The 26,746-nt window shown below is 64.4% G+C and carries 24 protein-coding genes; 14 read left to right on the plus strand and 10 right to left on the minus strand.

What is annotated here, in order from left to right; translation table 11 throughout:
* Positions 1-31: 31 nt before the first annotated feature.
* On the minus strand, positions 32-196 hold the full coding sequence (locus P6U31_RS20700; RefSeq protein ID WP_407183524.1) for a hypothetical protein: 165 nt from the start codon (positions 194-196) through the stop codon (positions 32-34).
* A gap of 62 nt (positions 197-258) precedes the next feature.
* On the opposite strand from P6U31_RS20700, the gene P6U31_RS20705 reads away from it, so the two are divergent.
* The gene (locus P6U31_RS20705; RefSeq protein ID WP_407183525.1) at positions 259-498 is read left to right on the plus strand and encodes a hypothetical protein; all 240 of its coding nucleotides are present in this window, start codon (positions 259-261) and stop codon (positions 496-498) included.
* Between the two features lie 327 nt (positions 499-825).
* Here the strand turns inward: P6U31_RS20705 and P6U31_RS20710 are convergent, their stop codons facing one another.
* Positions 826-1,374, minus strand: a complete 549-nt coding sequence (locus tag P6U31_RS20710) for a CreA family protein (protein WP_407183526.1) — start codon at positions 1,372-1,374, stop codon at positions 826-828.
* Between the two features lie 207 nt (positions 1,375-1,581).
* Here P6U31_RS20710 and P6U31_RS20715 point away from each other — a divergent pair, with 207 nt between their 5' ends.
* From P6U31_RS20715 to P6U31_RS20735, 5 genes are all read left to right on the plus strand, one after another.
* On the plus strand, positions 1,582-3,141 hold the full coding sequence (locus tag P6U31_RS20715) for a L,D-transpeptidase (protein ID WP_407183527.1): 1,560 nt from the start codon (positions 1,582-1,584) through the stop codon (positions 3,139-3,141).
* A gap of 99 nt (positions 3,142-3,240) precedes the next feature.
* Entirely contained in the window at positions 3,241-3,810 is a 570-nt protein-coding gene (locus P6U31_RS20720; RefSeq protein WP_407183528.1) for a glutathione peroxidase, read from the plus strand.
* A gap of 165 nt (positions 3,811-3,975) precedes the next feature.
* Positions 3,976-4,986: a polysaccharide deacetylase family protein gene (locus tag P6U31_RS20725; protein WP_407183529.1), complete on the plus strand. Its 1,011-nt coding sequence runs from the start codon at positions 3,976-3,978 to the stop codon at positions 4,984-4,986.
* A gap of 7 nt (positions 4,987-4,993) precedes the next feature.
* The gene (locus P6U31_RS20730) at positions 4,994-5,557 is read left to right on the plus strand and encodes a dihydrofolate reductase (protein ID WP_407183530.1); all 564 of its coding nucleotides are present in this window, start codon (positions 4,994-4,996) and stop codon (positions 5,555-5,557) included.
* Between the two features lie 414 nt (positions 5,558-5,971).
* Positions 5,972-7,087, plus strand: a complete 1,116-nt coding sequence (locus tag P6U31_RS20735) for a helix-turn-helix domain-containing protein (protein ID WP_407183532.1) — start codon at positions 5,972-5,974, stop codon at positions 7,085-7,087.
* A gap of 3 nt (positions 7,088-7,090) precedes the next feature.
* Here P6U31_RS20735 and P6U31_RS20740 read toward each other — a convergent pair whose 3' ends face one another.
* A complete protein-coding gene (locus P6U31_RS20740; protein WP_407183533.1) occupies positions 7,091-7,543 on the minus strand; it encodes a DoxX family protein in 453 nt (150 codons plus the stop codon).
* Positions 7,544-7,836: 293 nt separating this feature from the next.
* Positions 7,837-10,146, minus strand: coding sequence for an NADP-dependent malic enzyme (locus tag P6U31_RS20745; protein ID WP_407183534.1), 2,310 nt, complete (start codon positions 10,144-10,146; stop codon positions 7,837-7,839).
* Between the two features lie 248 nt (positions 10,147-10,394).
* Here P6U31_RS20745 and P6U31_RS20750 point away from each other — a divergent pair, with 248 nt between their 5' ends.
* Entirely contained in the window at positions 10,395-12,362 is a 1,968-nt protein-coding gene (locus tag P6U31_RS20750) for a hypothetical protein (protein ID WP_407183535.1), read from the plus strand.
* A gap of 198 nt (positions 12,363-12,560) precedes the next feature.
* Here P6U31_RS20750 and aspS read toward each other — a convergent pair whose 3' ends face one another.
* Positions 12,561-14,333 carry an aspartate--tRNA ligase gene (gene aspS / locus P6U31_RS20755; RefSeq protein WP_407183536.1) on the minus strand — a complete coding sequence of 591 codons (1,773 nt, stop codon included), beginning with the start codon at positions 14,331-14,333 and terminating at the stop codon, positions 12,561-12,563.
* A 197-nt stretch (positions 14,334-14,530) separates the two neighbouring features.
* On the opposite strand from aspS, the gene P6U31_RS20760 reads away from it, so the two are divergent.
* From P6U31_RS20760 to rnd, 6 genes are all read left to right on the plus strand, one after another.
* Positions 14,531-16,003, plus strand: coding sequence for a protein adenylyltransferase SelO (locus tag P6U31_RS20760; RefSeq protein WP_407183538.1), 1,473 nt, complete (start codon positions 14,531-14,533; stop codon positions 16,001-16,003).
* Between the two features lie 206 nt (positions 16,004-16,209).
* Positions 16,210-17,058, plus strand: a complete 849-nt coding sequence (locus P6U31_RS20765; protein ID WP_407183540.1) for a phosphodiesterase — start codon at positions 16,210-16,212, stop codon at positions 17,056-17,058.
* Between the two features lies 1 nt (position 17,059).
* On the plus strand, positions 17,060-18,010 hold the full coding sequence (locus tag P6U31_RS20770; RefSeq protein ID WP_407183541.1) for a carbohydrate ABC transporter permease: 951 nt from the start codon (positions 17,060-17,062) through the stop codon (positions 18,008-18,010).
* Complete coding sequence (locus P6U31_RS20775) at positions 18,007-18,876, plus strand: carbohydrate ABC transporter permease (protein WP_407183543.1); 870 nt, start codon at positions 18,007-18,009, stop codon at positions 18,874-18,876. Before P6U31_RS20770 ends, P6U31_RS20775 begins: the two co-directional genes overlap by 4 nt.
* 11 nt (positions 18,877-18,887) lie before the next feature.
* Positions 18,888-20,222: an ABC transporter substrate-binding protein gene (locus tag P6U31_RS20780; protein WP_407183545.1), complete on the plus strand. Its 1,335-nt coding sequence runs from the start codon at positions 18,888-18,890 to the stop codon at positions 20,220-20,222.
* A 415-nt stretch (positions 20,223-20,637) separates the two neighbouring features.
* A complete protein-coding gene (gene rnd, locus P6U31_RS20785) occupies positions 20,638-21,786 on the plus strand; it encodes a ribonuclease D (protein WP_407183546.1) in 1,149 nt (382 codons plus the stop codon).
* Between the two features lie 119 nt (positions 21,787-21,905).
* Here the strand turns inward: rnd and P6U31_RS20790 are convergent, their stop codons facing one another.
* The 5 genes from P6U31_RS20790 to P6U31_RS20810 all read right to left on the minus strand — a co-directional run bounded on the left by P6U31_RS20790 (position 21,906) and on the right by P6U31_RS20810 (position 25,536).
* The gene (locus P6U31_RS20790) at positions 21,906-23,288 is read right to left on the minus strand and encodes an aspartate aminotransferase family protein (protein WP_407183547.1); all 1,383 of its coding nucleotides are present in this window, start codon (positions 23,286-23,288) and stop codon (positions 21,906-21,908) included.
* Between the two features lie 233 nt (positions 23,289-23,521).
* A complete protein-coding gene (locus P6U31_RS20795) occupies positions 23,522-23,692 on the minus strand; it encodes a hypothetical protein (RefSeq protein WP_164718707.1) in 171 nt (56 codons plus the stop codon).
* 30 nt (positions 23,693-23,722) lie between these two features.
* On the minus strand, positions 23,723-24,286 hold the full coding sequence (locus tag P6U31_RS20800) for an isochorismatase family protein (RefSeq protein WP_407183549.1): 564 nt from the start codon (positions 24,284-24,286) through the stop codon (positions 23,723-23,725).
* A gap of 25 nt (positions 24,287-24,311) precedes the next feature.
* A complete protein-coding gene (locus P6U31_RS20805) occupies positions 24,312-24,932 on the minus strand; it encodes a GNAT family N-acetyltransferase (RefSeq protein WP_036000546.1) in 621 nt (206 codons plus the stop codon).
* Entirely contained in the window at positions 24,919-25,536 is a 618-nt protein-coding gene (locus tag P6U31_RS20810) for a hypothetical protein (RefSeq protein WP_407183550.1), read from the minus strand. Before P6U31_RS20810 ends, P6U31_RS20805 begins: the two co-directional genes overlap by 14 nt.
* Positions 25,537-25,607: 71 nt before the next feature.
* On the opposite strand from P6U31_RS20810, the gene P6U31_RS20815 reads away from it, so the two are divergent.
* A complete protein-coding gene (locus P6U31_RS20815) occupies positions 25,608-26,648 on the plus strand; it encodes a LysR family transcriptional regulator (protein WP_407183551.1) in 1,041 nt (346 codons plus the stop codon).
* The last annotated feature ends 98 nt before the right edge of the window (positions 26,649-26,746 follow it).

Raw genomic sequence — 26,746 nt, forward strand, 5'->3', positions numbered from 1 at the left:
GGCCTTTATCGGCTGATCTTCTTGTTATCGATCAGAACTGCGCGGCGACCACGATCGGCTGGGACGTCGTGGTGTTGATCGGCGAGCCGCTGTACTGGAAGGTACCAACGCCGGGGAGATTGCCATCCGGCGAGCCCGCGAAGGAGGAACTGGCGATCACGAACCCGAACGCGAGGATGAAGCTGAGCGCGCGCATGGACTTGTCTCCGAATTCCGTGGCAGGCGGTACCGCCGTTCGTTGTTGGGAAGCTGATAACCATGAGCGGTTTCGCGCGTGATGCGCGAAAAGCGCAAAATGGTTTCATCCTGCGGGAGAATTGTTTCGTCCGGTCCGGGACGACGACACAATTCCCGAAAATTGCCAATCATTTCAGGTCGGTCGCGCAGGAGTTCAAAGTAGGCTGGCAGGTTCCTGTTCCGCTGCGCAAACGCGTCCGCGCCGCCGCCGTCATGGTCCCGCCTCACGCGCTTCACACGCATTTTACGTTTTTCTGCTGAAGAGGCGGACAAACGAAGGTTGGGTCCTGTCGAACCGAGGGCGCTTCTGCTGCGACCCAAGCCATCGAAATCAAGACGCGCAGCTCACGAGGCGCGTTCAGTCGAGGGATGGCATTGATGGTGCAAGATCGCGCAACGCCGCGCGAGGCGGACCAACGGACGGACGGCGGAAATCAACGACCCAGCCGCGTCGCTTCGGCTGGCGCGATGTCACTGCAGTCCGGCCGCGGCTTCGAGGCCGCGCCGCAAGCATTTGTACGGCTGACCGGCTCGCATCTCGTCAAATCGCAGGCGAGCCGCGCCCTTGTCGCCGAGTGACGCAACGCGTCATTGCGTGAAGAACTCCCCGCACTTCTCGACATTTGCGTCCGCCGGTCCCCACGGCATGATCGGCACCGTCGAGGTCGAGTTCTTCGGCGAGCCCTCGATCAGCTTGTCCGAATAGACCATGTAGACCAGCACGTTGCGCTTGGCGTCACAGCCGCGCACGATCTGCATCTTCTTGAAGAACAGCGAACGGCGCCGGCGGAACATATCGTCGCCCTGCTCCATCTTGTTCTTGAACTTGATCGGGCCGACCTGGCGGCAGGCCAGCGAAATATCCGAGACCTCCTCGGCAAGACCCAACCAGCCCTTGAAGCCGCCCTTCTCCGGTACCGTGAAATGGCAGGCGACGCCCTCGACCTCGGGATCGTCGAGACCATAGGTCGCGAGCTTGTCGTTCGGGCTCATCCATTTGAACACGGTGGAGCGACGGAAGATCAGATCAGGCTCGTCGGCGGCCTGAGCGGACGCGGCCGGCACAGCCAGCGCCAGCAGGAAGAAAGCGAATCCTTTCAAGCGGATGCCGGAAAGGCCGAGGAAACGAGATGACATGAAGGTCTCCGGTAACAAGTCCCCGCAATGTAGGCATGCGGCGGCCGCTCAGGAAGACGACGGACAGCCGGACGCGGCCGCCGTTTACCGCTCCGTGAGGCTTTTTTGCTACGTCTTGAACAAATGTAGCTGACGGCAGAACCGCCTTGCTGGTGAACGCGTATCCCCTCTGCGACACTAACGCCTGATTGGATGATGGATTCGAGGATGAACAGCGTGAACGGGTCGGGTTTTCCTGCCAAGCCGGCGCGGCTTTGGCAGGTCGCCATCTTGACGGCGGCGAGTGCGATCGGCGCGACCAGCCAGGCAGACGCGGCATTCTATTATTGGACGGATTATTCCGACGGATCCTATTACGCCCGGCAGGAGCGGCATCCCGAGATACCGCGCCAGAAGCCGCAGAAGCGCAGCGCGACCGGAAGGAAAGGGGTCGTCGCCGAAAAGGAAGCAGGTGCGAAGCCACAAGGGCCGCTGGTCATCGTCGTCTCGATCGACCGGCAGAAGGTCACGATCTACGACAGCAACGGCGTGTTCGCGGAATCACCGGTGTCGACAGGCATGAAGGGCCATTCGACCCCGATGGGCGTTTTCAGCGTCATCCAGAAACACAAATTCCACCACTCCAACATCTATAGCGGCGCGCCAATGCCGTACATGCAGCGGATCACCTGGTCCGGCGTCGCCATGCATGCCGGCGTGCTGCCGGGCTATCCGGCCTCGCATGGCTGCATCCGCATGCCGATGGCGTTCGCCGTGAAGATGTGGAATTGGACCAAGATGGGTGCGCGCGTGATCGTTGCGCCCGGCGAGATGAGCCCGCACAGCTTCTCCCATCCCCTGCTCGCCTCCGTCCGCGTGCCCCCGCAGCCCACCGCCAACCTCGAGCCGCAGACGAATGCCGGCGACAAGGCGGACAAGGGCGCGGCGCCGACCAAAGCCGCCGAGACCAAGCCCGCCGAGACCAAGACGGCCAGCGCCGACGGCGTGCTCGAGCTGCGCGCCTCCGTCGGCCACATCGTGATGTCGGATGTGACGACGGGCAATGCGGCGCCCCACGAAGAAGCCGCTGCCCCGGTCGACAAGACAATGACGGCCGAAGCATCCGACGCCGTCACGCCGGCGAACGAGAACAAGCCCGCCGACAAGGTCGAGACCGTCAAGCCCGAGCCGGTCAAGACGGAAGCCGCGAAGGCACCCGATGCATCGGCGCCTGCGCCCGCCGCCTCGCCCGAGGCGAAGAAGGACGAGAGCCGCATGGCCGACCCAGCCCCGGCCGCAAAGCCGGAAGCGCCCAAGCGGGCCGGCCAGATCGCCGTCTTCATCAGCCGCAAGGATTCCAAGCTCTACGTGCGGCAGAATTTTGCGCCGCTGTTCGAAGTGCCGGTCACCATTGCCACGGACGACCGTCCGCTCGGCACGCACATCTTCACCGCGGAGCTCGACAAGACCGATTCCAACGCGCTGCGTTGGTCGGTGGTGTCGCTGCCCGTCTCTGCCCGTTCCGCGGCACGCGAGGACGACGGCCGCCTCACCGGCCGCCAGCGCGGCGCCGCCGTGATCCCCGTCGCGGCCAAGCCTCTTGCCACCAAGGCCGTGGTCGCCCCCGATAGTCCGGCCGAAGCCCTCGACCGCATCTCCATCCCCGCCGACACCATGGCAAAGATCAACGAGATGCTGACCTCAGGCAGCTCCATCATCGTTTCCGACCAGGGCATCAACCAGGGCGAGACCGGCGAAGGCACCGACTTCATCGTCCGTCTGTACTAAAGCGTTTTTGAGCGAAGCGGATTCCGATAACGCGGTGTTGACGAGGCAGGTTGCACCGGCGGAGTAACATCCGGCCGGATCATTTCGGGGGATACCGTCATGATGAACCGCAGGGCCATGCTCACCGCGGCACTGGCCGGCATGCTAACGCCGGCGACGCGCGCGTTCGCTGATGGCGGCATGAGCCGGATCGCGGCCTACGCCTTCTCCTTCCCCGCTCTGTCTGGCGACGACATCCGCCTCGCCGCTTTCACCGGCAAGCCGCTACTGGTGGTCAACACGGCCTCGCTCTGTGGCTACACGCCGCAATATGCCGGCCTGCAGGAGCTCTGGAACGAGTTTCGCGCCCGCGGGCTCACCGTGATCGGTGTGCCCTCCAACGATTTCGGCGGCCAGGAGCCCGGTGGCAGCAGCGAGATCATGGAGACCGCGCATCACCAATATGGTGTTACCTTCCCGGTCGCTGCCAAGACCATCGTGGTGGGAGCAAAGGCGCATCCGTTCTACAAATGGGCCGCCGAAGCGCGACCGCGGGAAGTTCCGCGCTGGAACTTCCACAAATATCTGATCGGCCGCGACGGCTATATCGCCGAGGTCTTTCCGTCCGCGGTCGAACCGGCTGATACGCGAGTCAAGACGGCCATTGCCCGGGCGCTGGCCGACAGTTGACGCGAGGCGTGCCCAAGCAGGCTGGGCACAATTGTGGCGAGGTGCCAAACAGCCGTTGCAATGGCGATGGCCCACCATCTAGGCTAGGATGGTTTGGGGCAGGATGGTTTTGCCGCAGGTGAAAAGCGGCGGCGGAACAACGGGATCAATCTCGAGGACAACACCATGCGTGTCGCGGCAGGACTGATTTTGGCAAGTGCAATGTCGGTTGCGATGACCGGCGCAGCATGGTCGCAGACGCCGGCCGCAAAGCCCGCAGCCGCGACACAGGCCGCACCGGCGGCGACTGCGGCCGCGGCGCCCGCTGCGGCTCCGCCGGCAGCCGCCGCGCCAGCCGGCTTCGTCAATCCGCCTCCGCCCAAGCAGGCGCCGCAGCCGGCCCGCGCGGCCTGCAACACGCCGGGCGCGCTCGGCGTCGCCCGGACCGTCGAGATCGACACCACCGGCGGTCCCGGCTTCGGCTTCGAGCATTTCAAGGAGCTCGACTTCCTGCGCGACAAGGAGGTGGTGCTGACCTTCGACGACGGCCCCTGGCCGAAGAACACGCCCGCGGTGCTGAAGGCGCTTGCCGATGAATGCACCACCGGCATCTTCTTCTCGATCGGCAAGCATGCGACCTACGAGCCGGAGATTCTGAAGCAGGTCTACAACGCCGGCCACACCGTGGGCACCCACACCTGGTCGCACGCCAATCTCAACAACAAGAAGCTCAACGAAGCGCAGCGCAAGGAAGAGATCGAGAAGGGACTGTCCGCGGTGAAATGGGCGCTCGGCGGCATCTCGCCCTCACCGTTCTTCCGCTTCCCGGCGCTCCAGCATCCGCCTGAGATGGTCACCTATCTCGGCAACCGCAACACCGCGATCTTCTCCTGCGATATCGACTCGTTCGACTTCAAGGCCTCCAAGCCCGAGAAGGTGATCGAGACCGTGATGAAGAAGCTCGACGCCAAGGGCAAGGGCATCATCCTGATGCACGACTTCCAGAAGCACACGGCGGAGGCCCTGCCCGAGTTGCTCAAGCGGCTGAAGGCGGGCGGCTACAAGGTGGTGGCGATGCGTGCCAAATTCCCGGCATCGACGCTGCCCGAATACGACCAGGAGCTGCTCAAGGACGTCAAGCTGCCGACGGTGAGCCAGCGCCCGGTCAATTCCGTGGTGACGACAGTTTCCGAATAGACGGCCGTTGTCTTTCCGCATCGAAGGCTATGTCATCGTCTCGGCGGACGGCATGCTCGCCGACGCGGGTCGCGTCATGCCCGACAGCCTGAAGTTCGAGGGCGACAAGCTGTTCTTCGAGCAGGCGCTCGATCGTGCCGCGCTGATCGTGCACGGCCGCAACTCGCATGAGCAGCAGCCGAACTCACCGAAGCGCAAGCGGTTGATCCTAACCCGCAAGATCAAGGCGCTGACTGTCGATCCGGAGCTGCCGAACGCGACGTTGTGGAATCCGCAGCATGCGAGCTTCGAGGAGGCCTGCGCCTTTGCGGATGTCGCCTCCGGCATGGTCGCCATCATCGGCGGTCCCGTCGTGTTCGACCTGTTCATGGACCGCTACGACACGTTCTGGCTATCGGAAGCCCCGCAGGTGCGCCTGCCCGGCGGCGAAGGCTGCTTCGTCGGCGTGCCGGCGCGGACCCCGCATGAGGTGTTGGCGTCGCACGGACTGAAGCCGGGCGCCTCCTATCTGCTCGACGCGGCCCATGGGGTGACCGTGACGCCCTGGAGCCCGGCCAGGGGCTCAAACTAAAACTCGAAAATCAACCCCATGCACAGTACCGGTGGCTAGGTACCATCGAGTATGTTTCTCGCCTGTCACGGCAAATTGGTCCCGCCGCCGGCCAGCACAAAGCCGGCTAGCATATTGGCCGAGAACCGGTAATCGGCCCCGACGGCGGTCGTGGCGCTATAACCAACGTCGGTGGCGCTGCGTCAAGACGAGCCGGCGCGCGAGAAACACCGCATCAAAAGACTGAGACAAAAGCTCAAGTCGAGGCGGCTTTACACCGTGGCGGATAGCCTCACCGGCCGCCGACCGCCCCGAGACGGCGGGATTTGTGCGCGAACGAACCGACTTTCCCTCTGCGGGAGATCCCCCTATACCCCACGGACCCGGGACCCCTGCTCCAGCCCTTTACGACGATCGAGACACGACCACGCCACCATGAGCGACGACTGCCCGACGGCGGGTCCGAAAGCCGCCTCCGGACTGACAGGCGATGCAGCTTCGATTTCATCCTTGTTGCCGGCCTTCGGCTTCACTGCCGATCAGATGGAATCCGATGCGAATGTCGCGGCGTGGCGGGAAGCCGTCGCCACATTATTCGACGTCGACCAGCTCGCCGCCGGCGAACCGGGCCCGTTCCGTGCCGACATCAGCTCCTACGCCATGGGGCCGGTGCTGATCGGACTGAGCCGGGCCAGCGGCCAGCGCTTCCGCCGCACGCCGGAGACGATCGCGCGCAGCGGCGTCGACCACATCATCCTCCAGCTCTATCTCAGGGGTGGCTTCGATGGTCTCGCAGGCGACCGTCCGGTCCGTGTGCACGCCGGCGACATCTGCCTATTCGACCTGGCCCAGACCCTGGAGACCAGAGCAACCGCGTTCGAGAATGTCACGCTGGTCGTACCGCGCCCGATGTTCGGCAGTCATCTGCTGCGGGTCGATGATTTGCATGGCCTGGTGCTGCCGGGCAGCAGCGTGATCGCACGACTTCTGGCGGGGCATCTCACGGCTCTCTTTGAATTTGCGCCGCGCATGAGCCTCGACGAATGCCAATCGGTGGTCGAGGGCACGGTCTCGCTGCTGGCCGCCTGCCTGCGCAACGAGCTCGATCGTGGCGAGGCTGATAGCGACCATGCCGTCGCCGCAAGCCCGTCCTTGATGCGGATCCGGCAATATATCGAGGCTGGCCTCGCCAGCGAGGATCTGTCGGCGACCTCGATCGCCGCCCATTTCGGCCTGTCCCGCGCCTCGCTGTACCGGCTGTTTGCGCCGGTCGGAGGTATCGCGGAGTACATCCGCAGCCGGCGGCTGCACCGCGCCTTCTTCGACCTCGCCAATTCGGGAGCGCGCGGCCCGCGGATCAGCGAGGTCGCGCGGCGCTGGCAGCTCGGCACCGACGCGCATTTCGCGCGTTCCTTCAAGGCAGCCTATGGCATCACGCCGCGCGCCGCCCGCGAGGCCGCATTGCTTGGCATGCAGCGTGGCACTGATCCAACGAACGGTGCGACGATCTCCCGATGGATGCGCGAGATCGCGCCCCCGAGCACCGATTGATCGCTACACGTCGCCGTAGGCTGCCTCGGCCGGACGCGTGATGCGGCCGTAGCCCATGAGCATGAACAAGGCGCCGATGATCGAGAGGTTCTTCAGCGCGTCGACCACCATCGTCGCATTCTCGGGCGGCGTCTGGTTCCAGAAGTCGTCGAACAGCACGGTCGCAACCGCGACGTAGATGATCATCAGCATCGCGAAGAACCGCGCACCGAAATTCAGCGCGATCATCAGCCCGGCAATGATCTCGAGCCCGCCGACCGCGATCGCCAGCAGCTGCGGCGTGGTCATCGCGGTCGCGGTCTCGACCTGCTTGGCGTAGGGCGCGACGATTTCGGGCACCACGACCTTGCTGGCGATGAAGTCGGCCGTCGCCTGGATGGCAAAGAGCTTGGTCGCGCCCGTGTAGATGAACAGCACGGCGAACAGAATTCGCCCAAAAGTCACGAACGCTGGCATGATCGGCCTCTTGGCAAGCGCAGAGCGCGGAACGCGCCTCCGGATTATGAAGAGTCGTGCGCCGGTTTACAAACGTGGAAATGGAGAACTGAAAGTAATTCAAAGATTGGCACTCCCTGGCGGAATCGAACCAGGGCAGTGTGATGGTCGCAACTCTCTCGGCGCCATGGCCGGGCTTGACCCGGCCATCCAGGACTTGCCTCGCGAGAGGACGTGGATGCCCGGGTCAAGCCCGGGCATGACGAGTTTGCGGTGCGAGCGCCTCCGAAAGACGTCGAGGGAGTGCGGAGCAACTAGGTAAAAAGCGTCGGCTGTTGCCGGGCCGCGCGCTCCTGCGCTTCGACCACCGCGACGGCGGTCATGTTGAGGATGCCGCGCGCCGTCACCGATGGGGTGAGGATGTGTGCGGGGCGCGCCGGGCCGACCAGGATCGGGCCGACGGGCAACGCGTCCGCCAGCGACTTGATCATCTGATAGGCGACGTTGGCGGTGTCCAGGGTCGGCATGATCAGGATGTTGGCCTCGCCTTCCAGCTTGGAATGCGGCAGCACCATCCGTCGCGCAGTTGCGGAGAGTGCGGTGTCGCCCTGCATTTCGCCGTCGGCCTCGATCTCCGGATGCTTATCCTTCAGAAGCTGGGTCGCCAGGCGCATCTTGCGTGAGGAATCGGTGTCGTAGCTGCCGAAATCCGAATGCGAGACGAAGGCGATCTTTGGCTTGATGTTGAAGCGCTGGACGTGGACCGCGGCGAGCGAGGCGATCTCGGCGAGCTCTTCCGCGCTCGGATTGGGGCGAACCTGCGTGTCGGCGATGAAGAAGGCACCCTTGCTGGTGATCAGCAGAGCCAGCGCCGCATAGTCGCTGATGCCGGGCGAGAAACCGACGATCTCGCGAACATGGCGCAGGTGGCTCATGTAGCGTCCTTCGACGCCGCAGAGCATGGCGTCCGCTTCCCCGCGCGTGACCGCGAGCGCGGCGATCACCGTGTTGTTGGTGCGCACCACGGTGCGGGCCGCATCGGGCGTCACGCCGCGGCGACCAGCGACCTCGACATAGGACTGCACGTAGGAACGGTAGCGCGGATCGTCCTCGGGATTGACGAGGTCAAAGTCCTTGCCGGCGCGGATCGAGAGGCCGAAGCGCTTGATGCGCGCCTCCACGACCGACGGACGGCCGACCAGGATCGGGCGCGCCAGGTTTTCCTCCAGCACCACTTGCGTGGCGCGCAGCACACGCTCGTCCTCGCCTTCGGCATAGATCACGCGCACCGGCTGGGTCTTGGCCTTGGCAAACATCGGCTTCATGACGAGGCCGGAGCGGAAGGCGAAGCGCTCGAGCAGCGCTGTGTATTCGTCGAAATTGGTGATGGGCCGCGTCGCGACGCCGGACTCCATCGCAGCCTTGGCCACCGCCGGCGCGATGCGCAGGATCAGCCTGGGATCAAATGGGCTCGGGATCAGCGAGCCCGGACCGAACCCTTGCGTCTCGCCGGTGTCGAAACCCTGCGCGACCGCATCCGACGGCGCCTCGCGTGCGAGTTGCGCGATGGCCTCGACGGCGGCGTGCTTCATCTCCTCGTTGATGGCGGTGGCGCCGACGTCGAGCGCGCCGCGGAAGATGAAGGGAAAGCACAGGACGTTGTTGACCTGGTTCGGGTAGTCGGAACGGCCGGTGCAGATCATGGCATCGGGGCGCGCCTTGCGCGCCTCTTCCGGCATGATCTCCGGCACCGGATTGGCGAGCGCCATGATCAAAGGCTTGTCGCCCATCGCCTTGGCCATCTCAGGCTTGAGCACGCCCGGCGCCGAGAGCCCGATGAAGATGTCGGCGCCGCCGATGACATCGGCGAGCGTGCGCTTGTCGGTCTTCTGCGCATAGACCGCCTTCCAGCGGTCCATTGAAGTGTTGCGGCCCTCGTGCACGAGCCCGTCGATGTCGCAGACCCAGATGTTCTTGCGCTGCGCGCCCATCGACACCAGGAGATTGAGCGTCGCGATCGCCGCGGCTCCTGCCCCCGACGCCACGATCTTGACCTCGGAGAGCTTCTTGCCGTTCAGCCTCAGACCGTTGCTGATGGCGGCGGCAACGATGATGGCAGTGCCGTGCTGGTCGTCATGGAAGACCGGGATCTTCATGCGCTCCTTCAAGCGCGTCTCGATCTCGAAACACTCCGGTCCGCGGATGTCCTCGAGATTGATGCCGCCGAAGGTCGGCTCGAGCGCCGCCACGGTCTCGACCACGCGGTCGATGGTGTCGGCGGCGATCTCGATGTCGAAGACGTCGATGCCGGCGAATTTCTTGAACAGGACCGCCTTGCCTTCCATCACCGGCTTGGAGGCCAGCGGGCCGATATTACCGAGGCCGAGCACCGCGGTGCCGTTGGAGACCACGGCCACCAGATTGGCGCGCGTGGTCAGCGTGGCGGCTTCCGCCGGGTTCTTGGCGATCTCGGTGCAGGCCGCGGCGACGCCCGGCGAATAGGCCAGCGCGAGATCGCGCTGGTTGGCAAGCGGCTTGCTTGCCTGGATCTCGAGCTTCCCGGGGCGCGGCAGACGATGGTAGGCGAGCGCCGCCTGGTGGAGATCATCAGAATAGGACGACATGCGGTGTCTCGCTTCGCGTTACCGGCCTCAAAAATGCACGATCCGGAGCGGCTGTCCAAGCGGACCGAATTTCCGGGTCATGGAAACGGGATGAAGCACGCCGGGTGCCCCGGTGGCAACATCCGATTGCGCGCCCATCAACAGGGCGCGCGGTCAAATATTTGAAAACCATAGCTTTCCCTGGACCCCGCGGCGTTTCGCGAATATGGCAGGTTGCGTCGTTCGAAACGAGCAACTGGGGCACGGAAATGAAGCGAATCCTGATCGGCCTGATCGCAGTCCTCGTGCTCGGCGCGGGCGGATGGTTTGGCTTCAACCTCTACGCCCAGCATCGGGCCTCAGCCGAGGTCGAGGCGGCGTTCGAGCAGCTGCGCGCAGGCGGCGGCAAGGCGAGCCACGGCAAGGTCGAATTCAAGCTCGCGACGCGAACACTGACGGTGGAGGACATCAATGTCGAGCCCGCCCCGCCACAGCTCGCCACCGTCAAGATCGCCAAGGTCACCGCCATTGGTGTGCGCCAACCCGACGAGGCCCATTTCTCGGCGGACAGCATTGAAGTATCGGGCGTCGAGGTCGCTGTCACATATGCCGAGCGGGCGAAACTGACAGCCAACTACAAGATCCCGCAGATCAGCCTCCGCGAGTTTTCCGGTCCGACCGGTCCAGCCGGTGTGCCGCCGTCCGGCTCCATCATCGACATGTACCGCTTCATGCTCGCGCAATACGCAGCAGTCTCCGCGTCCTCGATCGCGGTGCCGACCGTCGTAGTCAACGTGGATGCGGGCACCGGCAATCCCGGCAGCGGCGATTATGTCTATTCGGGCCTGTCGATCCAGAATGTCGACCGCGGCAAGATCGAAACGGCGAAGACGGACCGCGTCACCTATTCGATCGACCTGGCCCAGCCGGGCAAGCCCGCGAAAATGACCGGCGAGCTATCCGGCCTGACCATCGACAACTTCGACGCAACCGCTGTACGCGCCGCGCTCGATCAGCAAGGGTCGAGCGACGACAGTTTCCACCGCCTCTATCGACGCATCTCGGTCAACTCATATGTGGTGACGACGGCACCGGGCGCGCGCATCCAGGTCGATGGCATCAGCTTCGACGACATCGCCATCCGACCCTCGAAATTCCGCCCGGCCGAGATCATCGCGCTGGTGCCAAACGGCGGCTCGATCCCGACGCCGGCCCAGTCGCGCGACATGCTCGAGAAGGTGGCCGATTTCTTCGAGGGTCTTCGGATCGGCAAGGTCGAAATCGGCAAGCAGACGGTCGAGACGCCGCAAGGAACGGGACGGCTCAACGCCGTCACATACGATCAGGACAAGATCGCGCTGGAAGGCCTCGACATGCCCCTGCCGCAGGGCCAGCTCAAGATGGAGCGCTTCGCGCTGAAATCTTTCAGCGCGGCAAACCTGTTGCGCTGGGCGGCAAGCCTTCGAACGCCCGGACAGCCCCCCTCGCCCGATCAGATGCTCGGCCTGTTCCGCGTACTCGAAGGCGCCGAGATCAAGGGCGTCGTTGCGCCCTTCAAGAATACGCGGCAGCTCGTCACCATCGATACGATCAGCCTGAACTGGGGCGAGCTGATTGGGTCGATCCCGAGCAAGGCGCATGTTGTCGCCAGATTTGTCACGCCGACCGATCCGTCCGATCCGAAGCAGCTCCAGTTGGTCCTCAGCGGGATCGACAAGCTCGCGATCGACCTCGATCTCGGCGCGGCATGGACCGAGGCGTCCGGCAGCTTCGCTGTGACGCCGGCGACCCTCGCCATCGGAGGGATCGGAAAAGCGCAATTGCGCGTCGCTCTCGGCAACGTCGCGCGCGAGGTGTTTTCAGCCGACCCCGCCCAGCTGATGGGCCAGGCGGCGCGGATCGAGGCCGGCGCGATCGAGTTCTCGCTGCGCGACAATGGCGGCGTGGATTCCCTGGTGGCGCAGAATGCCCGGGGACGAAATGTCAGCCGCGACGCGGCGCGCCAGACTCTCGTCGACATCGTGAGGGCCCAGCGCGCGGAGATCGCGACTGCCAATCCCGAGGCCGGCGCGGCGGTGGATGCAATCGCAAGCTTCGTCGAGACGCCGGGCCAGACGCTCGTCATCAGGCTCACCCCGCGCGCCAAGGTGCCGCTGATGCAATTGATGCAGCTGATCCAGGCCGACCCGCAAAGCGCACTGGCGCAGTTCAGGATCGAGGCATCGACAGGGCTGTGAGGCCGCTGCGAAGGCGGTGGCCGTTGAACTTACGAAATCCCTCCCGTCATTGCGAGCGTAGCGAAGCAATCCAGAGTCCCTCCGCGGAAAGATCCTGGGTTGCTTCGCTTCGCTCGCTATGACGGCGTGGAGAGAGCCTTCCCCGCGTCCGCCTTCGCTGAAGCTTCGGCGGGACAAGCGCGGAGAGAGGCAAGAGCCTCACTTCTGCGGCAGGTTCACCCGCACGTGCAGCTCGCGGAGCTGCTTGGTGGTGGCTTCCGACGGCGCGCCCATTAGGAGGTCCATGGCCTGCTGGTTCATCGGGAACAGCGAGATCTCGCGCAGATTGGTGGTGCCGCAGAGCAGCATCACGATGCGGTCGACGCCTGCCGCCATGCCGCCGTGGGGCGGCGCGCCGTACTGGAAGGCGCGGTACATGCCGCCAAAGCGCTCGACCACTTCCTGCTCGCCGTAACCTGCGATCTCGAACGCCTTCACCATCGCTTCCGGCACGTGGTTGCGGATGCCGCCCGAGGCGATCTCGTAGCCGTTGCAGGTGATGTCGTACTGGAACGCCTTGATGGTCAGCGGGTCCTGGCCCTTCAGCGCCTCGAGACCACCCTGTGGCATGGAGAATGGGTTGTGCGAGAAGTCGACCTTCTTGTCGTCCTCGTTGTACTCGTACATCGGGAAGTCGACGATCCAGGCGAGCTCGAACCGCTCCTTGTCGGTGAGGTTCAGCTCCTCGCCGACCTTGTTGCGGGCAAGACCTGAGAACTTCCAGAACTTGTCGGGATCGCCGGCGACGAAGAAGGCAGCATCGCCCTCCTTGGTGCCGAGTTGCGCGCGGATCGCAGCGGTGCGCTCAGGCCCGATGTTGTTCGCGAGCGGACCTGCGCCCTCGCCGCCCTCGCGCCACATGATGTAGCCGAGGCCGGGCTGGCCCTCGCCCTGCGCCCACGAGTTCATGCGGTCGCAGAAGGCGCGAGAGCCGCCGCCAGGCGCCGGGATCGCCCAGACCTGGTTCTTGGGGTCTTCGAGCATGCGCGCAAAGACCTTGAAGCCGGAGCCGCGGAAGTGCTCGGAGACGTCCTGCATCTCGATGGGGTTGCGCAGGTCCGGCTTGTCGCTGCCGTATTTGCGCAAGGCTTCGGCGAACGGAATGCGGCGCCAACCCTTCGTCACCGGCTTGCCCTTGGCAAACTCTTCAAACACGCCGGTGATCACAGGCTCCATCGCCGCGAACACGTCTTCCTGCGTCACAAAGCTCATCTCGACGTCGAGCTGGTAGAACTCGCCCGGCAGACGGTCGGCGCGCGGGTCCTCATCGCGGAAACAGGGCGCGATCTGGAAGTAGCGGTCGAAGCCGCTCATCATCAAGAGCTGCTTGTACTGCTGCGGCGCCTGCGGCAGCGCGTAGAACTTGCCGGGATGGATGCGCGATGGCACCAGGAAGTCGCGCGCGCCTTCCGGCGAGGACGCGGTCAGGATCGGGGTGTTGAACTCGAAGAAGCCCTGCTCCTCCATGCGCCGGCGCATCGACTTGATGATCGCGACGCGCGTCATGATGTTCTGGTGCAGCTTCTCGCGACGCAGGTCGAGGAAGCGGTACTTCAGGCGGATGTCTTCGGGATAGTCCTGGTCGCCGAACACCGGCAACGGCAGGTCGCCGGCCGGGCCCAGCACCTCGATCTCGTTGATATAGACCTCGACCTTGCCGGTCGGCAGGTCGTCATTGTCGGTGCCTTCGGGGCGGCGGCGGGCCTTGCCGTCCATCCGCACCACGAATTCCGAGCGCAGCTTCTCGGCCAGCGAGAACGCCGGCGAATCCGGGTCGACCACGCATTGGGTCAGGCCGTAATGGTCGCGCAGGTCGATGAACAGCACGCCTCCATGATCGCGAACGCGATGGACCCAGCCCGACAGGCGGACCGTCTCGCCGATGTTGCTCTCGCGGAGCGCGCCGCATGTATGTGACCGGTAGCGATGCATGGTCGTCCCAAAAATCAATGTCTGAGGAAGCGAATCGAACCGCCTGTCATGGCCGGTCCGAGATTGCGGCAGGGTTTACCCCGGCAGGACGGGGGCGGCAACCAACGGAACGGCCTGTTTTGGACCTCAGATGCCCATTTTTGGCTTATCCGAGGTCGAACCTTTGCCGATTGACGTTCCAGCCCTATCTTGAGGTCATGACGGTGCATTTCCCCTTCCAGAACTCCTATTCGGCGCTGCCGGACAGCTTCTTCGCCCGCGTCGCACCGACCCCGGTCGCGGCCCCCCGGCTGATCAAGCTGAACCGGCCGCTGGCGGTCCAGCTCGGGCTCGATCCCGATCTGCTGGAGACGGCGGAAGGCGCGGCGATCTTGGCCGGCAAGACGGTTCCCGCCGGGGCCGATCCCATTGCCATGGCTTATGCCGGCCACCAGTTCGGGCATTTCGTGCCGCAGCTCGGCGACGGCCGGGCCATCCTGCTCGGTGAGGTCATCGACAGAGAGGGCGTCCGCCGCGACATCCAGCTCAAGGGTTCGGGTCCCACCCCGTTCTCCCGCCGCGGCGACGGCCGTGCCGCGCTCGGGCCGGTGTTGCGCGAATACATCGTCAGCGAAGCGATGTTCGCGCTCGGCATCCCCACCACGCGCTCGCTCGCCGCCGTCGTCACCGGCGAGCATGTCATCCGCGAGACCGCGCTGCCCGGCGCGGTACTGACGCGTGTCGCCTCCAGCCACATCCGGGTCGGCACTTTCCAGTTCTTCGCCGTCCGCCGCGACACCGATGCGATCCGCCGGCTCGCCGATCACGTCATCATCAGGCACTATCCGGAGCTGGTGCAGGCCGAGCGGCCCTATCATGCCCTGCTCGCCGCCATCGTCGCGCGCCAGGCCGCGCTGATCGCGCGCTGGCTGCTGGTCGGCTTCATCCATGGCGTGATGAACACCGACAACACGTCGATTTCAGGCGAGACCATCGATTACGGCCCCTGCGCCTTCATGGATGCCTACAATCCCGCCCAGGTCTTTTCCTCGATCGACGAGATGGGCCGCTACGCCTATGCCAACCAGCCGCGCATCGGCTTGTGGAATCTGACGCGCCTTGCCGAATGCCTGCTGCCGCTGTTCTCGGACGACCAGGAGAAGGCGGTCGCCGAGGCGCAGGAGATCCTCGGCGCGTTCTCCGATCAGTTCAGCGATGCCTATCAGGCGGGCCTGCGCAAGAAGGTCGGCCTGTTCACGATGCGCGACGGCGACGAGGCCCTGATCCAGGACCTGCTCGACGCCATGGCCAAGAACCAGGCCGACTTCACCCTCACCTTCCGCAAGCTCGGCGAGGCCGCGGGCGATGAGGCCGCCGACGTTCGGGCGCAGTTCATGGAGCCCGCAGCCTTCGACGAATGGGCCGCCCGCTGGCGCGCACGCATCGCGCTGGAGCCGCAGTCTGCTGCCGAGCGGCAGGCCGCCATGCACGCCGTCAATCCCATGTTCATCCCGCGCAACCACCGCGTCGAGGCCGTGATCCAGGCCGCGGTGAACGACGACAATTACGCCCCCTTCGAGGAGCTGGTGCAGGTGCTGGCGAGGCCGTTCGAAGACCAGCCGGAGTATGCGGCCTATGCCGATCCACCGCTGCCGGACCAGCGCGTGTTGCAGACGTTCTGCGGGACCTGAGGCGGGTTCGACGCGCACCACCATCTCTAATTGATGCACGGCATGGATTGCGCCTTGCGCGGCGCATTCCTGTCCCGCCGCGCCTTGTGGACACGTCCCGCCCGCTGGAATCGCTGTCATCAAACTGAAACACACCGGCTCTAACCGCCTGTCAGGGTCGTCTTGCCGGAGGCGTCCATCTCCTCCAATAGTCCTGACAGGCGCGCATGCCCTTCAAATTCATTCACCTCACCGACACGCATCTGGCGAACCCCGGCGCGACGCTCTATGGACTCGATCCGCGCGCCCGGCTGGATGCGGCGATTGCGGACATCAACAAGCACCAGTCCGACGCTGCGTTTGCGGTGGTGACCGGCGACCTCACTCATTGGGGCGAGGCTGACTCCTACGCCAACTTCGCCGAAGCGATGGCCGCGCTGAAGATGCCTTACATCGCCATGGTCGGCAATCACGACCGCCGCGTGACCTGCCTCGACGCGCTGAAAGCAGCGCCGCGCGATTCCAACGGCTTCGTGCAGGGCACCCGCACCACCGAGCACGGCCTGTTCGTCTTCCTCGACACGCTGGACGAGACCAGCCATGCCGGCGAGATGTGCGCAAGGCGGCTCGGCTGGCTTGCCAGCACGCTTGCCGCCGCGCCCGCCGACCAGGAGTTCGTCGTCTTCATGCATCATCCGCCCTTTCCCGTGGGCGTCCACGCAATGGACGAGATCGGGCTGAAGCAGAGCGCCGAATTCGCCGAAGTCATCGCGCCCTATCGCGCGCGTATCCGTCATCTGTTCTTCGGCCATGTGCACCGGCCGATCTTCGGCAGCTACGGCAAGATTCCGTTCTCGACGTTGCGCGGCACCAATCACCAGGTCTGGTTTGAGCTCGATGCAAACGCGCCGCACCTCGCGAGCCACGAGCCGCCGGCCTTTGGCGTCGTGCTGATCGACGGCGACAATCTCGTGGTGCACAGCCACGACTTCCTCGACGAGAGTCTGCGCTTCCCCTTCGAGCCGCCCGCGGGAATGGACGGGCGCGATTATGCGCTCAACTTCGCGGCGCGGTGAGATGAGCCTCGCCGAACCCGCGGCTCTCCCGGTCGCGACCTCCGCGGCGGCGCGGCCGGATGTCCTGAAACGCCTGATCGTCCGTTTCAAAGCCTCGCTGCCGGCCTATCTGCTGCTGTTGCCCTCGCTGGTCTTCCTCGCGCTGTTCACCTATGGCGCGATGGGACGCGTGCTCGTCGATGCGCTCTATCAGCGCACGACGCCGAAAGCGCCCGTCCGCTTCGTCGGTCTCGACAATGTCCGCGCGGTGCTCGCCGACCCCGCATTTGCGGGCGCCGTCGTCAACAATCTCGTCTACGCGGTCGGCACCGCGATCCCGAGCATCGCCCTGGCGCTGTTGTTTGCGCTGGCGCTGTCGCGCACCCATGCCGTGAATAGCGCGCTGCGCGCCGCGCTGTTCCTGCCGGTGCTGATCCCGATGGTCGCGGCATCGGCGCTGTTCCTGTTCATCTTCCTGCCCAATGTCGGCCTGCTCGACTATTACATCGGTCGGCTGCTTCCGGTGCTGCCGAACTGGCTCGGCGACCCCGACATCGCGCTTTACGCGATCATGGTCATCACGATCTGGAAGAACGCCGGCTATTACATGCTGTTCTTCCTTGCCGGCCTCCAGGCCGTGCCAGAGGACGTGATGGAGGCAGCCCATCTCGACGGCGCCGGCCCTTACATGCGCCTGCGCCACATCATCCTGCCGGAGCTCAAGCCCACCTTCCTGTTCGTCACCGTCATCGCCATCCTCAACGCGGTGACGCAGGTCGACCACGTCTTCGTCATGACCCAGGGCGGGCCGTCCAACGCGACCAATCTCGTGCTGTTCTACATCTACCAGCAGGCGGTCGAGCATTACGACATCGGCAAGGCCTCGGCGGCGACGCTGCTGACGCTGGCCGCGCTGATGGGCCTCACCGCACTGTCCTTCCGCACCATGGCGAACCGCGAGGGCGGGCCATGAAGCTGTTCGACCGGCTCTACAAGGACGCCCCGCTGGCCACAAGGGGCGAGATCACGCCGAAGCTCGGCTTTGCGCTGACCGTGCTGCTCGCGATCGTCTGGCTCATCCCCTTTCTGTGGATGGTCGTGGCGACGCTGCGCCCGGCCTCCGACGGCATCAACGCCATGACCGAGCTGATGCCGAGCCTCAAGCCCACGCTCGACAACATCAGGGATGCCTGGGAGATCGGCGACTTCCCGCGCTATACGCTCAACACCACGATCATCTGCGCCGGCATCTTGCTGGTGCAGTTCGTCACCATCACGCTGGCGGGCTTTGCCTTCGCGCGCCTCGCCTTCGTCGGCAAGACGCTGATCTTCTACCTGTTCCTGATGCAGCTGATGCTGGTACCGGTGCTGCTGATCGTGCCGAACCTCAAGCTCGTGGCGCAGCTCGGCCTCTACGACACGCTCACTGGGGTGATGATGCCGTTCTTCGCCTCGGCCTTCGGCACCTTCCTGATGCGCCAGGCGTTCGAAGCCATTCCGACCGAACTGGAAGATGCCGCCCTGATCGACGGCGCCAGCCTGTTCCAGCGCATCCGCCACATCTACGTGCCGCTGTCGATGCCGAGCTTCTCGGCCTTCGCCATCATCTCGGTGACCAGCCACTGGAACGACTTCCTTTGGCCGCTGATGGTGATCAACTCGCCGGACAAACGGCCGCTCACGGTCGGCCTCTCCGTGTTCACCAAGACCGCCGAAGGCACCCAGGCCTGGGGCACCATCGCGGCGGGCACGTTGATGGTGATTGCGCCGCTGCTCGTCACCTTCCTGATCTTCCAGAAGCGCTTCATCAGCTCTTTCGTCACCTCAGGCATCAAATAGGAGATTTTCCGATGCTGTTTTCCCGCAGGCTCGTCCTCGGCCTTGCCATGGTAGGCACACTGGCCGGCGCGCTCGCCTTCCCGGCCCTCGCCGGCGAAGGTCCGACCGAGGTCGATTTGTTCTTCCCCGTCCCCGTCGACGGCAAGCTCGCCCGCGACATGGGCACCTTGATCAAGGAGTTCAACGAGACCCATCCCGACGTCAAGGCGACCGCGGTCTACACCGGCTCCTATGACGACACGCTGATCAAGACGCGGGCCGCGATCAAGGCCGGCAAGCCGCCGGCCGCCGTGATCATGTCCGCCAACTTCCTGCTCGACATGCAGATCGAGAACGAGCTCACCAATCTCGATGCGCTGATCAAGGCTGACGGCACCACCAAGGAGCAGTTCCTCGGCCAGTTCTTCCCGGCGCTGCAGGGCAATGCGGTGATCAACCGCTCGGTCTACGGCGTGCCCTTCCACAATTCGACGCCGCTGCTCTACATCAATGCCGACAAGGCCAAGGAAGCCGGCCTCGATCCGAACAAGCCGCCGCAGACCTGGGCCGAGCTCACCGACTGGGCCAAGAAGCTGACCAAGCGCGAGGGCGACAAAGTGACCCAATGGGGCATCGCGATCCCCTGCGCCTACGACTATTGCGGCTGGATGATGGAAACGCTCACCATGAGCAATGGCGGGCGCTACTATAACGAGGAGTTCGGCGGCGAGGTCTATTACGACACGCCCTCGATGCTGGGCGCGCTCTCCTGGTGGAACGACCTCATCTACAAGCACAAGGTCCACACGCCCGGCGCCACGCCAGGTCCTGCCGTCAGCACCTCCTTCATATCGGGCAATGCCGCGATGATGATGCTGTCGACGGGCTCGCTCACTTATGTGCGCGACAACGCCAAGTTCGCGTATAAGGTCGCCTTCATTCCGCGCAACGTCCGCAACGCCGTGCCGATCGGCGGCGCCTCCCTGATCATTCCGGCCGGCCTCGAGGCCGACAAGCAGAAGGCCGCCTGGACTCTGATCAAGTGGATGACCTCGCCCGAGAAGAGCGCCTGGTGGAGCCGCGCCACCGGCTATTTCGCGCCCAACATGGCCGCCTACAAGACGCCCGAGATGGTCGAATTCCTCAACAAGAACCCGGACGCCAAGACCGCCGTCGAGCAGCTCGACGTCGCCAAGCCCTGGCTCGCGACCTACAAGACCGTGCCGGTGCGCAAGAATCTCGAGGACGAGGTGATGCTGGTGCTCAACGGCAAGAAGCAGCCCAAGGAAGCCCTCATCGCCGCGCAGAAAGCTGCCGACGAGACGCTCAAGCCTTACAATGCGGAGACCTCGCTGAAGCTGCCGTAAGACCGACGGTTCATCGCACGAACATCATTCGGCGTTCCGCCAAGCGGAGCGCCGAAATCGTTTGGGGCGCCCGAATCCCATTAACCCCGCGTCCACCATGCGGCCGTGCCTGCCGCCGGTAACCATTGCCATTAACAGACCCTCAACGCACCCCCGACAAATCTATCAATGTTTCTGGAGATTTCGCCGTGGATCTGTTGGTTTTCGAGTTCCTGGGACTGGCGCTGGTTGCCATGTGCGTGGTCGTGGTGGCGCTGCCTTGCGCCCGCAAATCCTCGCACCGGATCCGTTACGAATAGGAATTTCGTCGGAAAAAGCGATTCCGGACCGAATGCAAGGCTCGAATTCGCATCGAGCCCCTTGACATCACAGCACTTTCGGCAGAACGGCTGATACCAAGTGTCATGGGCCGTTCATGGATTTGATTACCACCACCGCTGACCTCGCGGCTGCCTGCAGCCGGCTGGCCAAGCACCCCGTCATTACCGTCGATACCGAGTTTCTGCGCGAAACCACCTACTACCCGCTGCTGTGCGTGGTGCAGATGGCCAGCGCCGAGGAAGCCGTTGTCATCGACACCCTGGCCGCCGGCATCGACCTCAAGCCGTTCTTCGAGCTGATGGCCAATGAGAGCGTGCTGAAGGTGTTCCACGCCGCCCGCCAGGACATCGAGATCATCTGGCACCAGGCGGGCATCATCCCGCATCCGGTGTTCGACACCCAGGTCGCCGCGATGGTGCTCGGTTACGGCGACAGCATCGCCTATGACGCCCTCGTCGAGAAGGTCACCGGCCACCGCCCGGACAAGACCCACCGCTTCACCGATTGGTCGCGCCGGCCGCTGACCAAGGAGCAGATGCATTACGCGGTGTCCGACGTCACGCATCTGCGCGACGTGTTCGCAGCGCTCGACGCCGATCTGAAGAAGCGCCGCCGCAGCGAATGGGTCTCGATCGAGATGGAGGTCCTGACCTCGCCCAGGACCTACGACTTCCATCCCGAGCGCGCCTGGGAACGGCTGAAGACGCGGGTGCGCAAGCCGAAGGATCTCGCGGTGCTGATGGAGGTGGCGGCCTGGCGCGAGCAGGAGGCGCAGAGCCGTGACGTGCCGCGCGGCCGCGTGCTGCGCGACGAGGCGGTCACCGACATTGCGACCCACGCGCCGACCACGCTGGAAAAGCTCGCCCATCTGCGCTCGGTGCCGAAGGGGTTCGAGAAGTCGAAATGGGGCGCGGACATCGTCGCCGCAGTCGAGCGCGGGCTGGCGCGGGATTTTTCCACGCTGCCGAAGCTGGAGAAGCCGCGCAACAATTCCAATGGCGCGGCCATCGTCGAGCTCTTGAAGGTGTTGCTGCGCATGACCGCCGAGCGCCACGCGGTCGCCAGCAAGGTGATCGCGACGGTCGACGATCTCGAGGAGATCGCGGCCGATGATGAGGCCGACGTCCCCGCCTTGCGCGGCTGGCGCCGCGAGCTGTTCGGCGATGCCGCCTTGAAGCTGAAACGCGGCGAGCTGGCCCTGGCGATCGAGAAAGGCCGTGTGATCGGGGTGCAGCGGGCGTAGGGCTCTCTGCTTCCACATCGTCATTGCGAGCGCAGCGAAGCAATCCAGTCTTTCCGAGGAGACAGTCTGGATTGCTTCGTCGCAAGGGCTCCTCGCAATGACGAGGAGAGATCGCGCTCCTACGCCGGCGTCAGCTTCGCCACTTCGCTTTTCATGTCGTTCAGCACGCCCGAGATCGACGTGACCAGGTCGTCGATCTGGGTCTTGTCGACGATCAGCGGCGGGCAGATGGCGATGGCGTCCAGCATGTTGCGCGAAATCACTCCGCGCTCCTGGAGCATGCGGCTGGCGATGCCGCCGACCGCGCCGGGCGTCGCGGCCGCTGTCTTGCGGCCCTTGTCGAGCACCAGCTCGATCGCAGCGATCATGCCGACACCGCGGACCTCGCCGACCAGCGGGTGGCTTGCGAGCTCGCGCAAGCGGCCCTGCATATAGCCGCCGAGCTCGGCGGCATGCGCGACCAAGCCACGCTCCTCGATGATCTTGAGGTTTTCGAGTGCGATGGCCGAGCCGACCGGATGGCCGCCGGCGGTGAAGCCGTGGCCGAGCACGCCGATCTTGTTGCTCTCGTCGGCGATCGGCTCGAACATGCGCTCGTTCAGCATGATCGCCGACAACGGGAAATAGCTCGAGGTGATCTGCTTGGAGACCACCATCGCATCCGGCTTGATGCCGTAGGTCTCGCAGCCGAACATCTTGCCGGTGCGGCCGAAACCGCAGATCACCTCGTCGGCGACCAGCAGGATGTCGTACTTCTTGAGCACCTTCTGAATCTTGTCCCAATAGGTCGCCGGCGGCACGATGACGCCGCCCGCCCCCATCACGGGCTCGCCGAAGAAGGCCGCGATGGTGTCGGGCCCCTCCTTCTGGATCAGCGCGTCGAGCTCCTCGGCCCGGCGCGTTGCGAACGCCTCCTCGCTCTCGCCCGGCGCGCCGTCCTTGTAGAAATGCGGCGAGCCGGTGTGCAGGATGTTCGGCAGCGGCAGGTCGAACGAGCGGTGATTATTGGGCAGCCCGGTGAGACTGGCCGAGGCGATAGTGACGCCGTGATAGGCGCGCAGGCGGCTGATCACCTTCTTGCGCTGCGGCTGGCCGAGCGCGTTGGAGCGATAGGCGATCAGCTTCAGCACGGTGTCGTTGGCTTCCGAGCCGGAATTGGTGAAGAACACCTTGCTCATCGGCACCGGCGCGAGCGCAACCAGCTTCTCGGCGAGGTCGATCGAGGGCCCGTGCGACTTGGCGGAGAACGTGTGATAGAATGGCAGCGCCTGCATCTGCTTGTGGGCGGCCTCGACCAGCCGCTTCTCGTTGAAGCCGAGCCCGACGCTCCACAGGCCGGCCATCGCCTCGAAATAGCGCTTGCCGGACGCGTCGAAGACGTAGGGACCGTCGCCGCGTTCGATCACCAGAGGGCCAGCCTGCTGATGCGTGCGCGCGTTGGTGTAGGGATGGAGCTGGTAGGCCACATCCCGGGCCTCTTGCGAATTGGGCAGCATGGACATTTGCGAAGATCCTTGAAAGCGTCATGTCGCGAGCGTAGCCGGCGTCATCACTCGATGATCAGCTACCTTGGCTATTGCGACAGCGCAGAACTTGCAACGCCAATTCGTCGGCAGCAAGCGCTCAGCAGCGTTGCACAAGGCCGCAGATGACATAGCCGCAGATAGCACAGCCGCGCAGACCGCAGCCGCACGTGACATGACCGCACCGGACAGAGCCGAATTCGAGGCAGCTCTCACGCCGCGTCGTCGTCATGCCCATCGTCGGCGCCGGCGGCGGCCTCCCTCACCTCCACCAGCGCCATCGAGAGTAGGTAGACCGTCGTCGGCAGGCCAAGCCTGCGCGCCTTCTCGGCGGCATGCGACAGATCGCTCGCCAGCTCCTTGAGCTCGTCTCCCCGTGACAATCTCTCACCCCGTCCACCGGTCGCAGCCGCTTACGCTGCAACGACGCCGCTGGTTCTGATCAGCTCGGCGCTGGACTGGATTGTAGCAAAATTCCCGATGACATTCACTACCGCGTGCTTATAGGCGGCGGCATCGCCCGCTCCCGGCTGCCGGCAAGCCACGGCATCAGCGACCACCTGGAAGCGATGGCTGCGATGAAACCCGTCGACGGCGGTGGCCAAAATGGTTTCGTCCAGGGAAAAACCAATCAGAATACTGCGCACACTGCGGATATTGGACATGTAGTCCACAAACCGCGACGAGCTGTATGCAGACGGCAGCGGGTGCTCGAATGTCAGCTCTCCCGGCCGCGGCTTGGTCTCCGCGATCCAATCGGTCAGCCTGGATGCCGGATTGAACCAGGCCGCCTGCGCGATGCGCTTCAGATGCATCACTGGCCACAGATTGCCGCGCCACAGCGTCAGGAGTTCCAGGCAGCGCGCCGTTGCGGCGTCGCCGTCGAGGATGACGTGACGACGCCCGGGGGTCAGATATTCGATCTGGAGATCCGCGCAGACCAGGATCGGCGGATCATCGTGGATGGAATCCAGCATTGTCTTGCGCAGGGCTGCACCAATTTCAGCGGTCGGCGAGCGCGAGGTCGCGCAGCGGTGAGGTCACCGCACGTCCTGCCGAGGCGTCGAGCACGCCCGGCCGGTCCCAATCGCCCTCGGGACGAATGATCACATAGGGATCGCTGTCCAGCGTGATCGCATCCGGGCCCGGCTCGATCTCCAGCAGCATCTCCGTGTAGGAAAAGTCCGAGAAAGTGATCTTGCGATTGTGGCCGAGCGGCTTGGCGCCAAAATGTGCCCAGAAATCGACCAGCCTGTCCTGCGCCTGACCGTAGATCTTGCGAAAGCCCTTGCGCTTCACATAGTCGACGCTCGCCTGCACCAGCTTGAACGAGACGCGCGAGCGCCGATATTGGTGTCGCACCGCAAGCCGCTCCACCTTGGCGAAATCGCCGAAGAAGCGCACCCGCAAGCAGCCCGCAGGCTCGTTGCCGACGAAGCCGATGAAATGCGCCGCTACCATGTCGTTGCCGTCGAATTCCTCCTCGAACGGACAATCCTGCTCGGCGAGATAGACCGCGGAGCGGATGGCGGTGACCAGCATGAGATCGCTTGGATCGCGCGCAAGCCGGATCGTGATGGCGCGGGAACAGGGCTTGGCGACAGGAATCCTAGTACCGTGCATCTGCAAAACTCCTTGCTTGGATGATCGCGCCCGGCATGCGCATCGGCTGCCGATGCCAGGGGCGCTCGTAGCACCAGAGGTCGGGCTGGAAGCTCGGGACCGGCACGAAGCCGGTCGCCTTCATGATGTCCCGTCCGGCCTCCGTTGACGGCTGCGCATAGCAATCCGCGCCGCGAAACCTTAGCTGTCTCAGATGCGCCGCAGCCTTGCCGAGACCAGCGATGCCACGCCCCGTCGTCGCGATCGCCCAGATATAGATGGCGGCGACATCTTCCTTCGCGGAAGCCAGATAATGCGCCTCTGGCGCCGTGAGGCAGATCTCATCGAGCAGCAGCGCATCGTGCCCGCGGTCGTTGAGAAACAGGAACGCCATGCCGCCGACGAGCCGGCCCTTCCGGCTGAACGTCAGGATGCTCTGCGGATCGAACGCGAAGTATCGCGCAAGCTCGTCTGCCCCGATCCGCACGCCCGGCACCAGCCGGTGCGCCATTTCCGCAAGTGCGGCAATTTCGGCAAATTGCGCGCAGCGCACATCGACATCCGAGCTCAGCGGCAAGGCATCGAAATCATGCCTTGCGGCAAACGAGCCCCTTTCCATACACATATCACGCCTCTATCGTTCGAGGCTTTCGTGCCCCGCTATGCCGATGAGCTTAGCGGCTGGGGATCAGGAGTATGCAGCAGTTATTGCACCGGGGTGCTGCGGTGACGCAGCACCGTGAAGAAATCCTGGACGCGTCCTGGGACGATTTGAAGCTGTTTTTAGCTTGCGCAAAATATAAAAGTTTTCGCAACGCCGCCGAGGAGCTCGGGCTGACCTCCACCACGTTGATGCGGCGGATCGACCGGCTCGAAGAGAGCATCGGCTGCAAGCTGTTCCTGCGCGACCAGAGCGGGCTCACGCTTAGCGATGAAGGCACCGCGATGATCGCGGACGTTGCGCATATGGAGCGTCATGCGTTCAACGTCTTCCGCCGCGCCGCGCGATCGTCCAACGACACGGCGGGCACCGTGCGCGTCGCGGTGACGGAGGGGCCTGGCAATTTCTGGATCCTGCCGCGACTGATCGACTTCCAGAAAACCTACCGCAGGATCACCGTCGATCTGCGCTGCGCGATGGAGCAGGCCGACGTCGCACGGCTTGAATCGGACATCGCGATCCAGCTCGAGCCGCCGACCAATCCCGACCTGATCGTCGCCAAGCTCGGCCGTCTCCACATCTACCCCTTCGTCTCCAAGGAGTACGAGAACCTCTACGGCGTGCCGGCGACGCTGGCGGAGCTGAAGAACCACCGCATCATCAAGCAGAGTGCGCCGCAGGTCGACGACGGCGCCTATGCCCGCGTGCTGGGACTGAAGTCGCTCGAGGGCGTCGTCGGGATCAAGACCAATTCCTCTGTCGGCGTGCTCTATGCCGTCGAGCGCGGCGCCGGCATCGGTTTCCTACCGACGGTCTCGATCGCGCTCGGCGCACCGCTGATCGCCGTCGATCTCGGCGTCAGCCACCACGCCGATCTCTGGCTGACCTATCACCGGGAGTTCCGGACCTCCGAGCGCCACAAGATCGTGGTGGACTGGCTGAAGAAGATCTTCGATCCCAGGACCTATCCCTGCTTCCGCGACGAGTTCATCCACCCGAACGCGCTGGTGCCAATGATGACGGCCGCGCGCGAGGGGTTTGGGGTCGCAGGATATGTCGCGGCGACCCCGACATAGGCGCGGGGCGAGAGCGTTTTCGAGCGAAGTGGATCCGGTTCGCCTGAAGAAAACGCGTCGAACAAGAATGTAGAGCCCCGCCCCGATCGCATCGGAGC

The sequence above is a fragment of the Bradyrhizobium centrosematis genome, from assembly GCF_045571495.1.
In the GTDB taxonomy this organism is placed as follows: domain Bacteria; phylum Pseudomonadota; class Alphaproteobacteria; order Rhizobiales; family Xanthobacteraceae; genus Bradyrhizobium; species Bradyrhizobium centrosematis.

Coding starts and splice junctions, on each gene's coding strand:
- P6U31_RS20700 (WP_407183524.1), bottom strand. CDS start 196: ATGCGCGCGCTCAGCTTCATCCTCGCGTTCGGGTTCGTGATCGCCAGT.
- P6U31_RS20705 (WP_407183525.1), top strand. CDS start 259: ATGAGCGGTTTCGCGCGTGATGCGCGAAAAGCGCAAAATGGTTTCATC.
- P6U31_RS20710 (WP_407183526.1), bottom strand. CDS start 1,374: ATGTCATCTCGTTTCCTCGGCCTTTCCGGCATCCGCTTGAAAGGATTC.
- P6U31_RS20715 (WP_407183527.1), top strand. CDS start 1,582: ATGAACAGCGTGAACGGGTCGGGTTTTCCTGCCAAGCCGGCGCGGCTT.
- P6U31_RS20720 (WP_407183528.1), top strand. CDS start 3,241: ATGATGAACCGCAGGGCCATGCTCACCGCGGCACTGGCCGGCATGCTA.
- P6U31_RS20725 (WP_407183529.1), top strand. CDS start 3,976: ATGCGTGTCGCGGCAGGACTGATTTTGGCAAGTGCAATGTCGGTTGCG.
- P6U31_RS20735 (WP_407183532.1), top strand. CDS start 5,972: ATGAGCGACGACTGCCCGACGGCGGGTCCGAAAGCCGCCTCCGGACTG.
- P6U31_RS20740 (WP_407183533.1), bottom strand. CDS start 7,543: ATGCCAGCGTTCGTGACTTTTGGGCGAATTCTGTTCGCCGTGCTGTTC.
- P6U31_RS20745 (WP_407183534.1), bottom strand. CDS start 10,146: ATGTCGTCCTATTCTGATGATCTCCACCAGGCGGCGCTCGCCTACCAT.
- P6U31_RS20750 (WP_407183535.1), top strand. CDS start 10,395: ATGAAGCGAATCCTGATCGGCCTGATCGCAGTCCTCGTGCTCGGCGCG.
- aspS (WP_407183536.1), bottom strand. CDS start 14,333: ATGCATCGCTACCGGTCACATACATGCGGCGCGCTCCGCGAGAGCAAC.
- P6U31_RS20760 (WP_407183538.1), top strand. CDS start 14,531: ATGACGGTGCATTTCCCCTTCCAGAACTCCTATTCGGCGCTGCCGGAC.
- P6U31_RS20765 (WP_407183540.1), top strand. CDS start 16,210: ATGCCCTTCAAATTCATTCACCTCACCGACACGCATCTGGCGAACCCC.
- P6U31_RS20770 (WP_407183541.1), top strand. CDS start 17,060: ATGAGCCTCGCCGAACCCGCGGCTCTCCCGGTCGCGACCTCCGCGGCG.
- P6U31_RS20775 (WP_407183543.1), top strand. CDS start 18,007: ATGAAGCTGTTCGACCGGCTCTACAAGGACGCCCCGCTGGCCACAAGG.
- P6U31_RS20780 (WP_407183545.1), top strand. CDS start 18,888: ATGCTGTTTTCCCGCAGGCTCGTCCTCGGCCTTGCCATGGTAGGCACA.
- rnd (WP_407183546.1), top strand. CDS start 20,638: ATGGATTTGATTACCACCACCGCTGACCTCGCGGCTGCCTGCAGCCGG.
- P6U31_RS20790 (WP_407183547.1), bottom strand. CDS start 23,288: ATGTCCATGCTGCCCAATTCGCAAGAGGCCCGGGATGTGGCCTACCAG.
- P6U31_RS20800 (WP_407183549.1), bottom strand. CDS start 24,286: ATGCTGGATTCCATCCACGATGATCCGCCGATCCTGGTCTGCGCGGAT.
- P6U31_RS20805 (WP_036000546.1), bottom strand. CDS start 24,932: ATGCACGGTACTAGGATTCCTGTCGCCAAGCCCTGTTCCCGCGCCATC.
- P6U31_RS20810 (WP_407183550.1), bottom strand. CDS start 25,536: ATGTGTATGGAAAGGGGCTCGTTTGCCGCAAGGCATGATTTCGATGCC.
- P6U31_RS20815 (WP_407183551.1), top strand. CDS start 25,608: ATGCAGCAGTTATTGCACCGGGGTGCTGCGGTGACGCAGCACCGTGAA.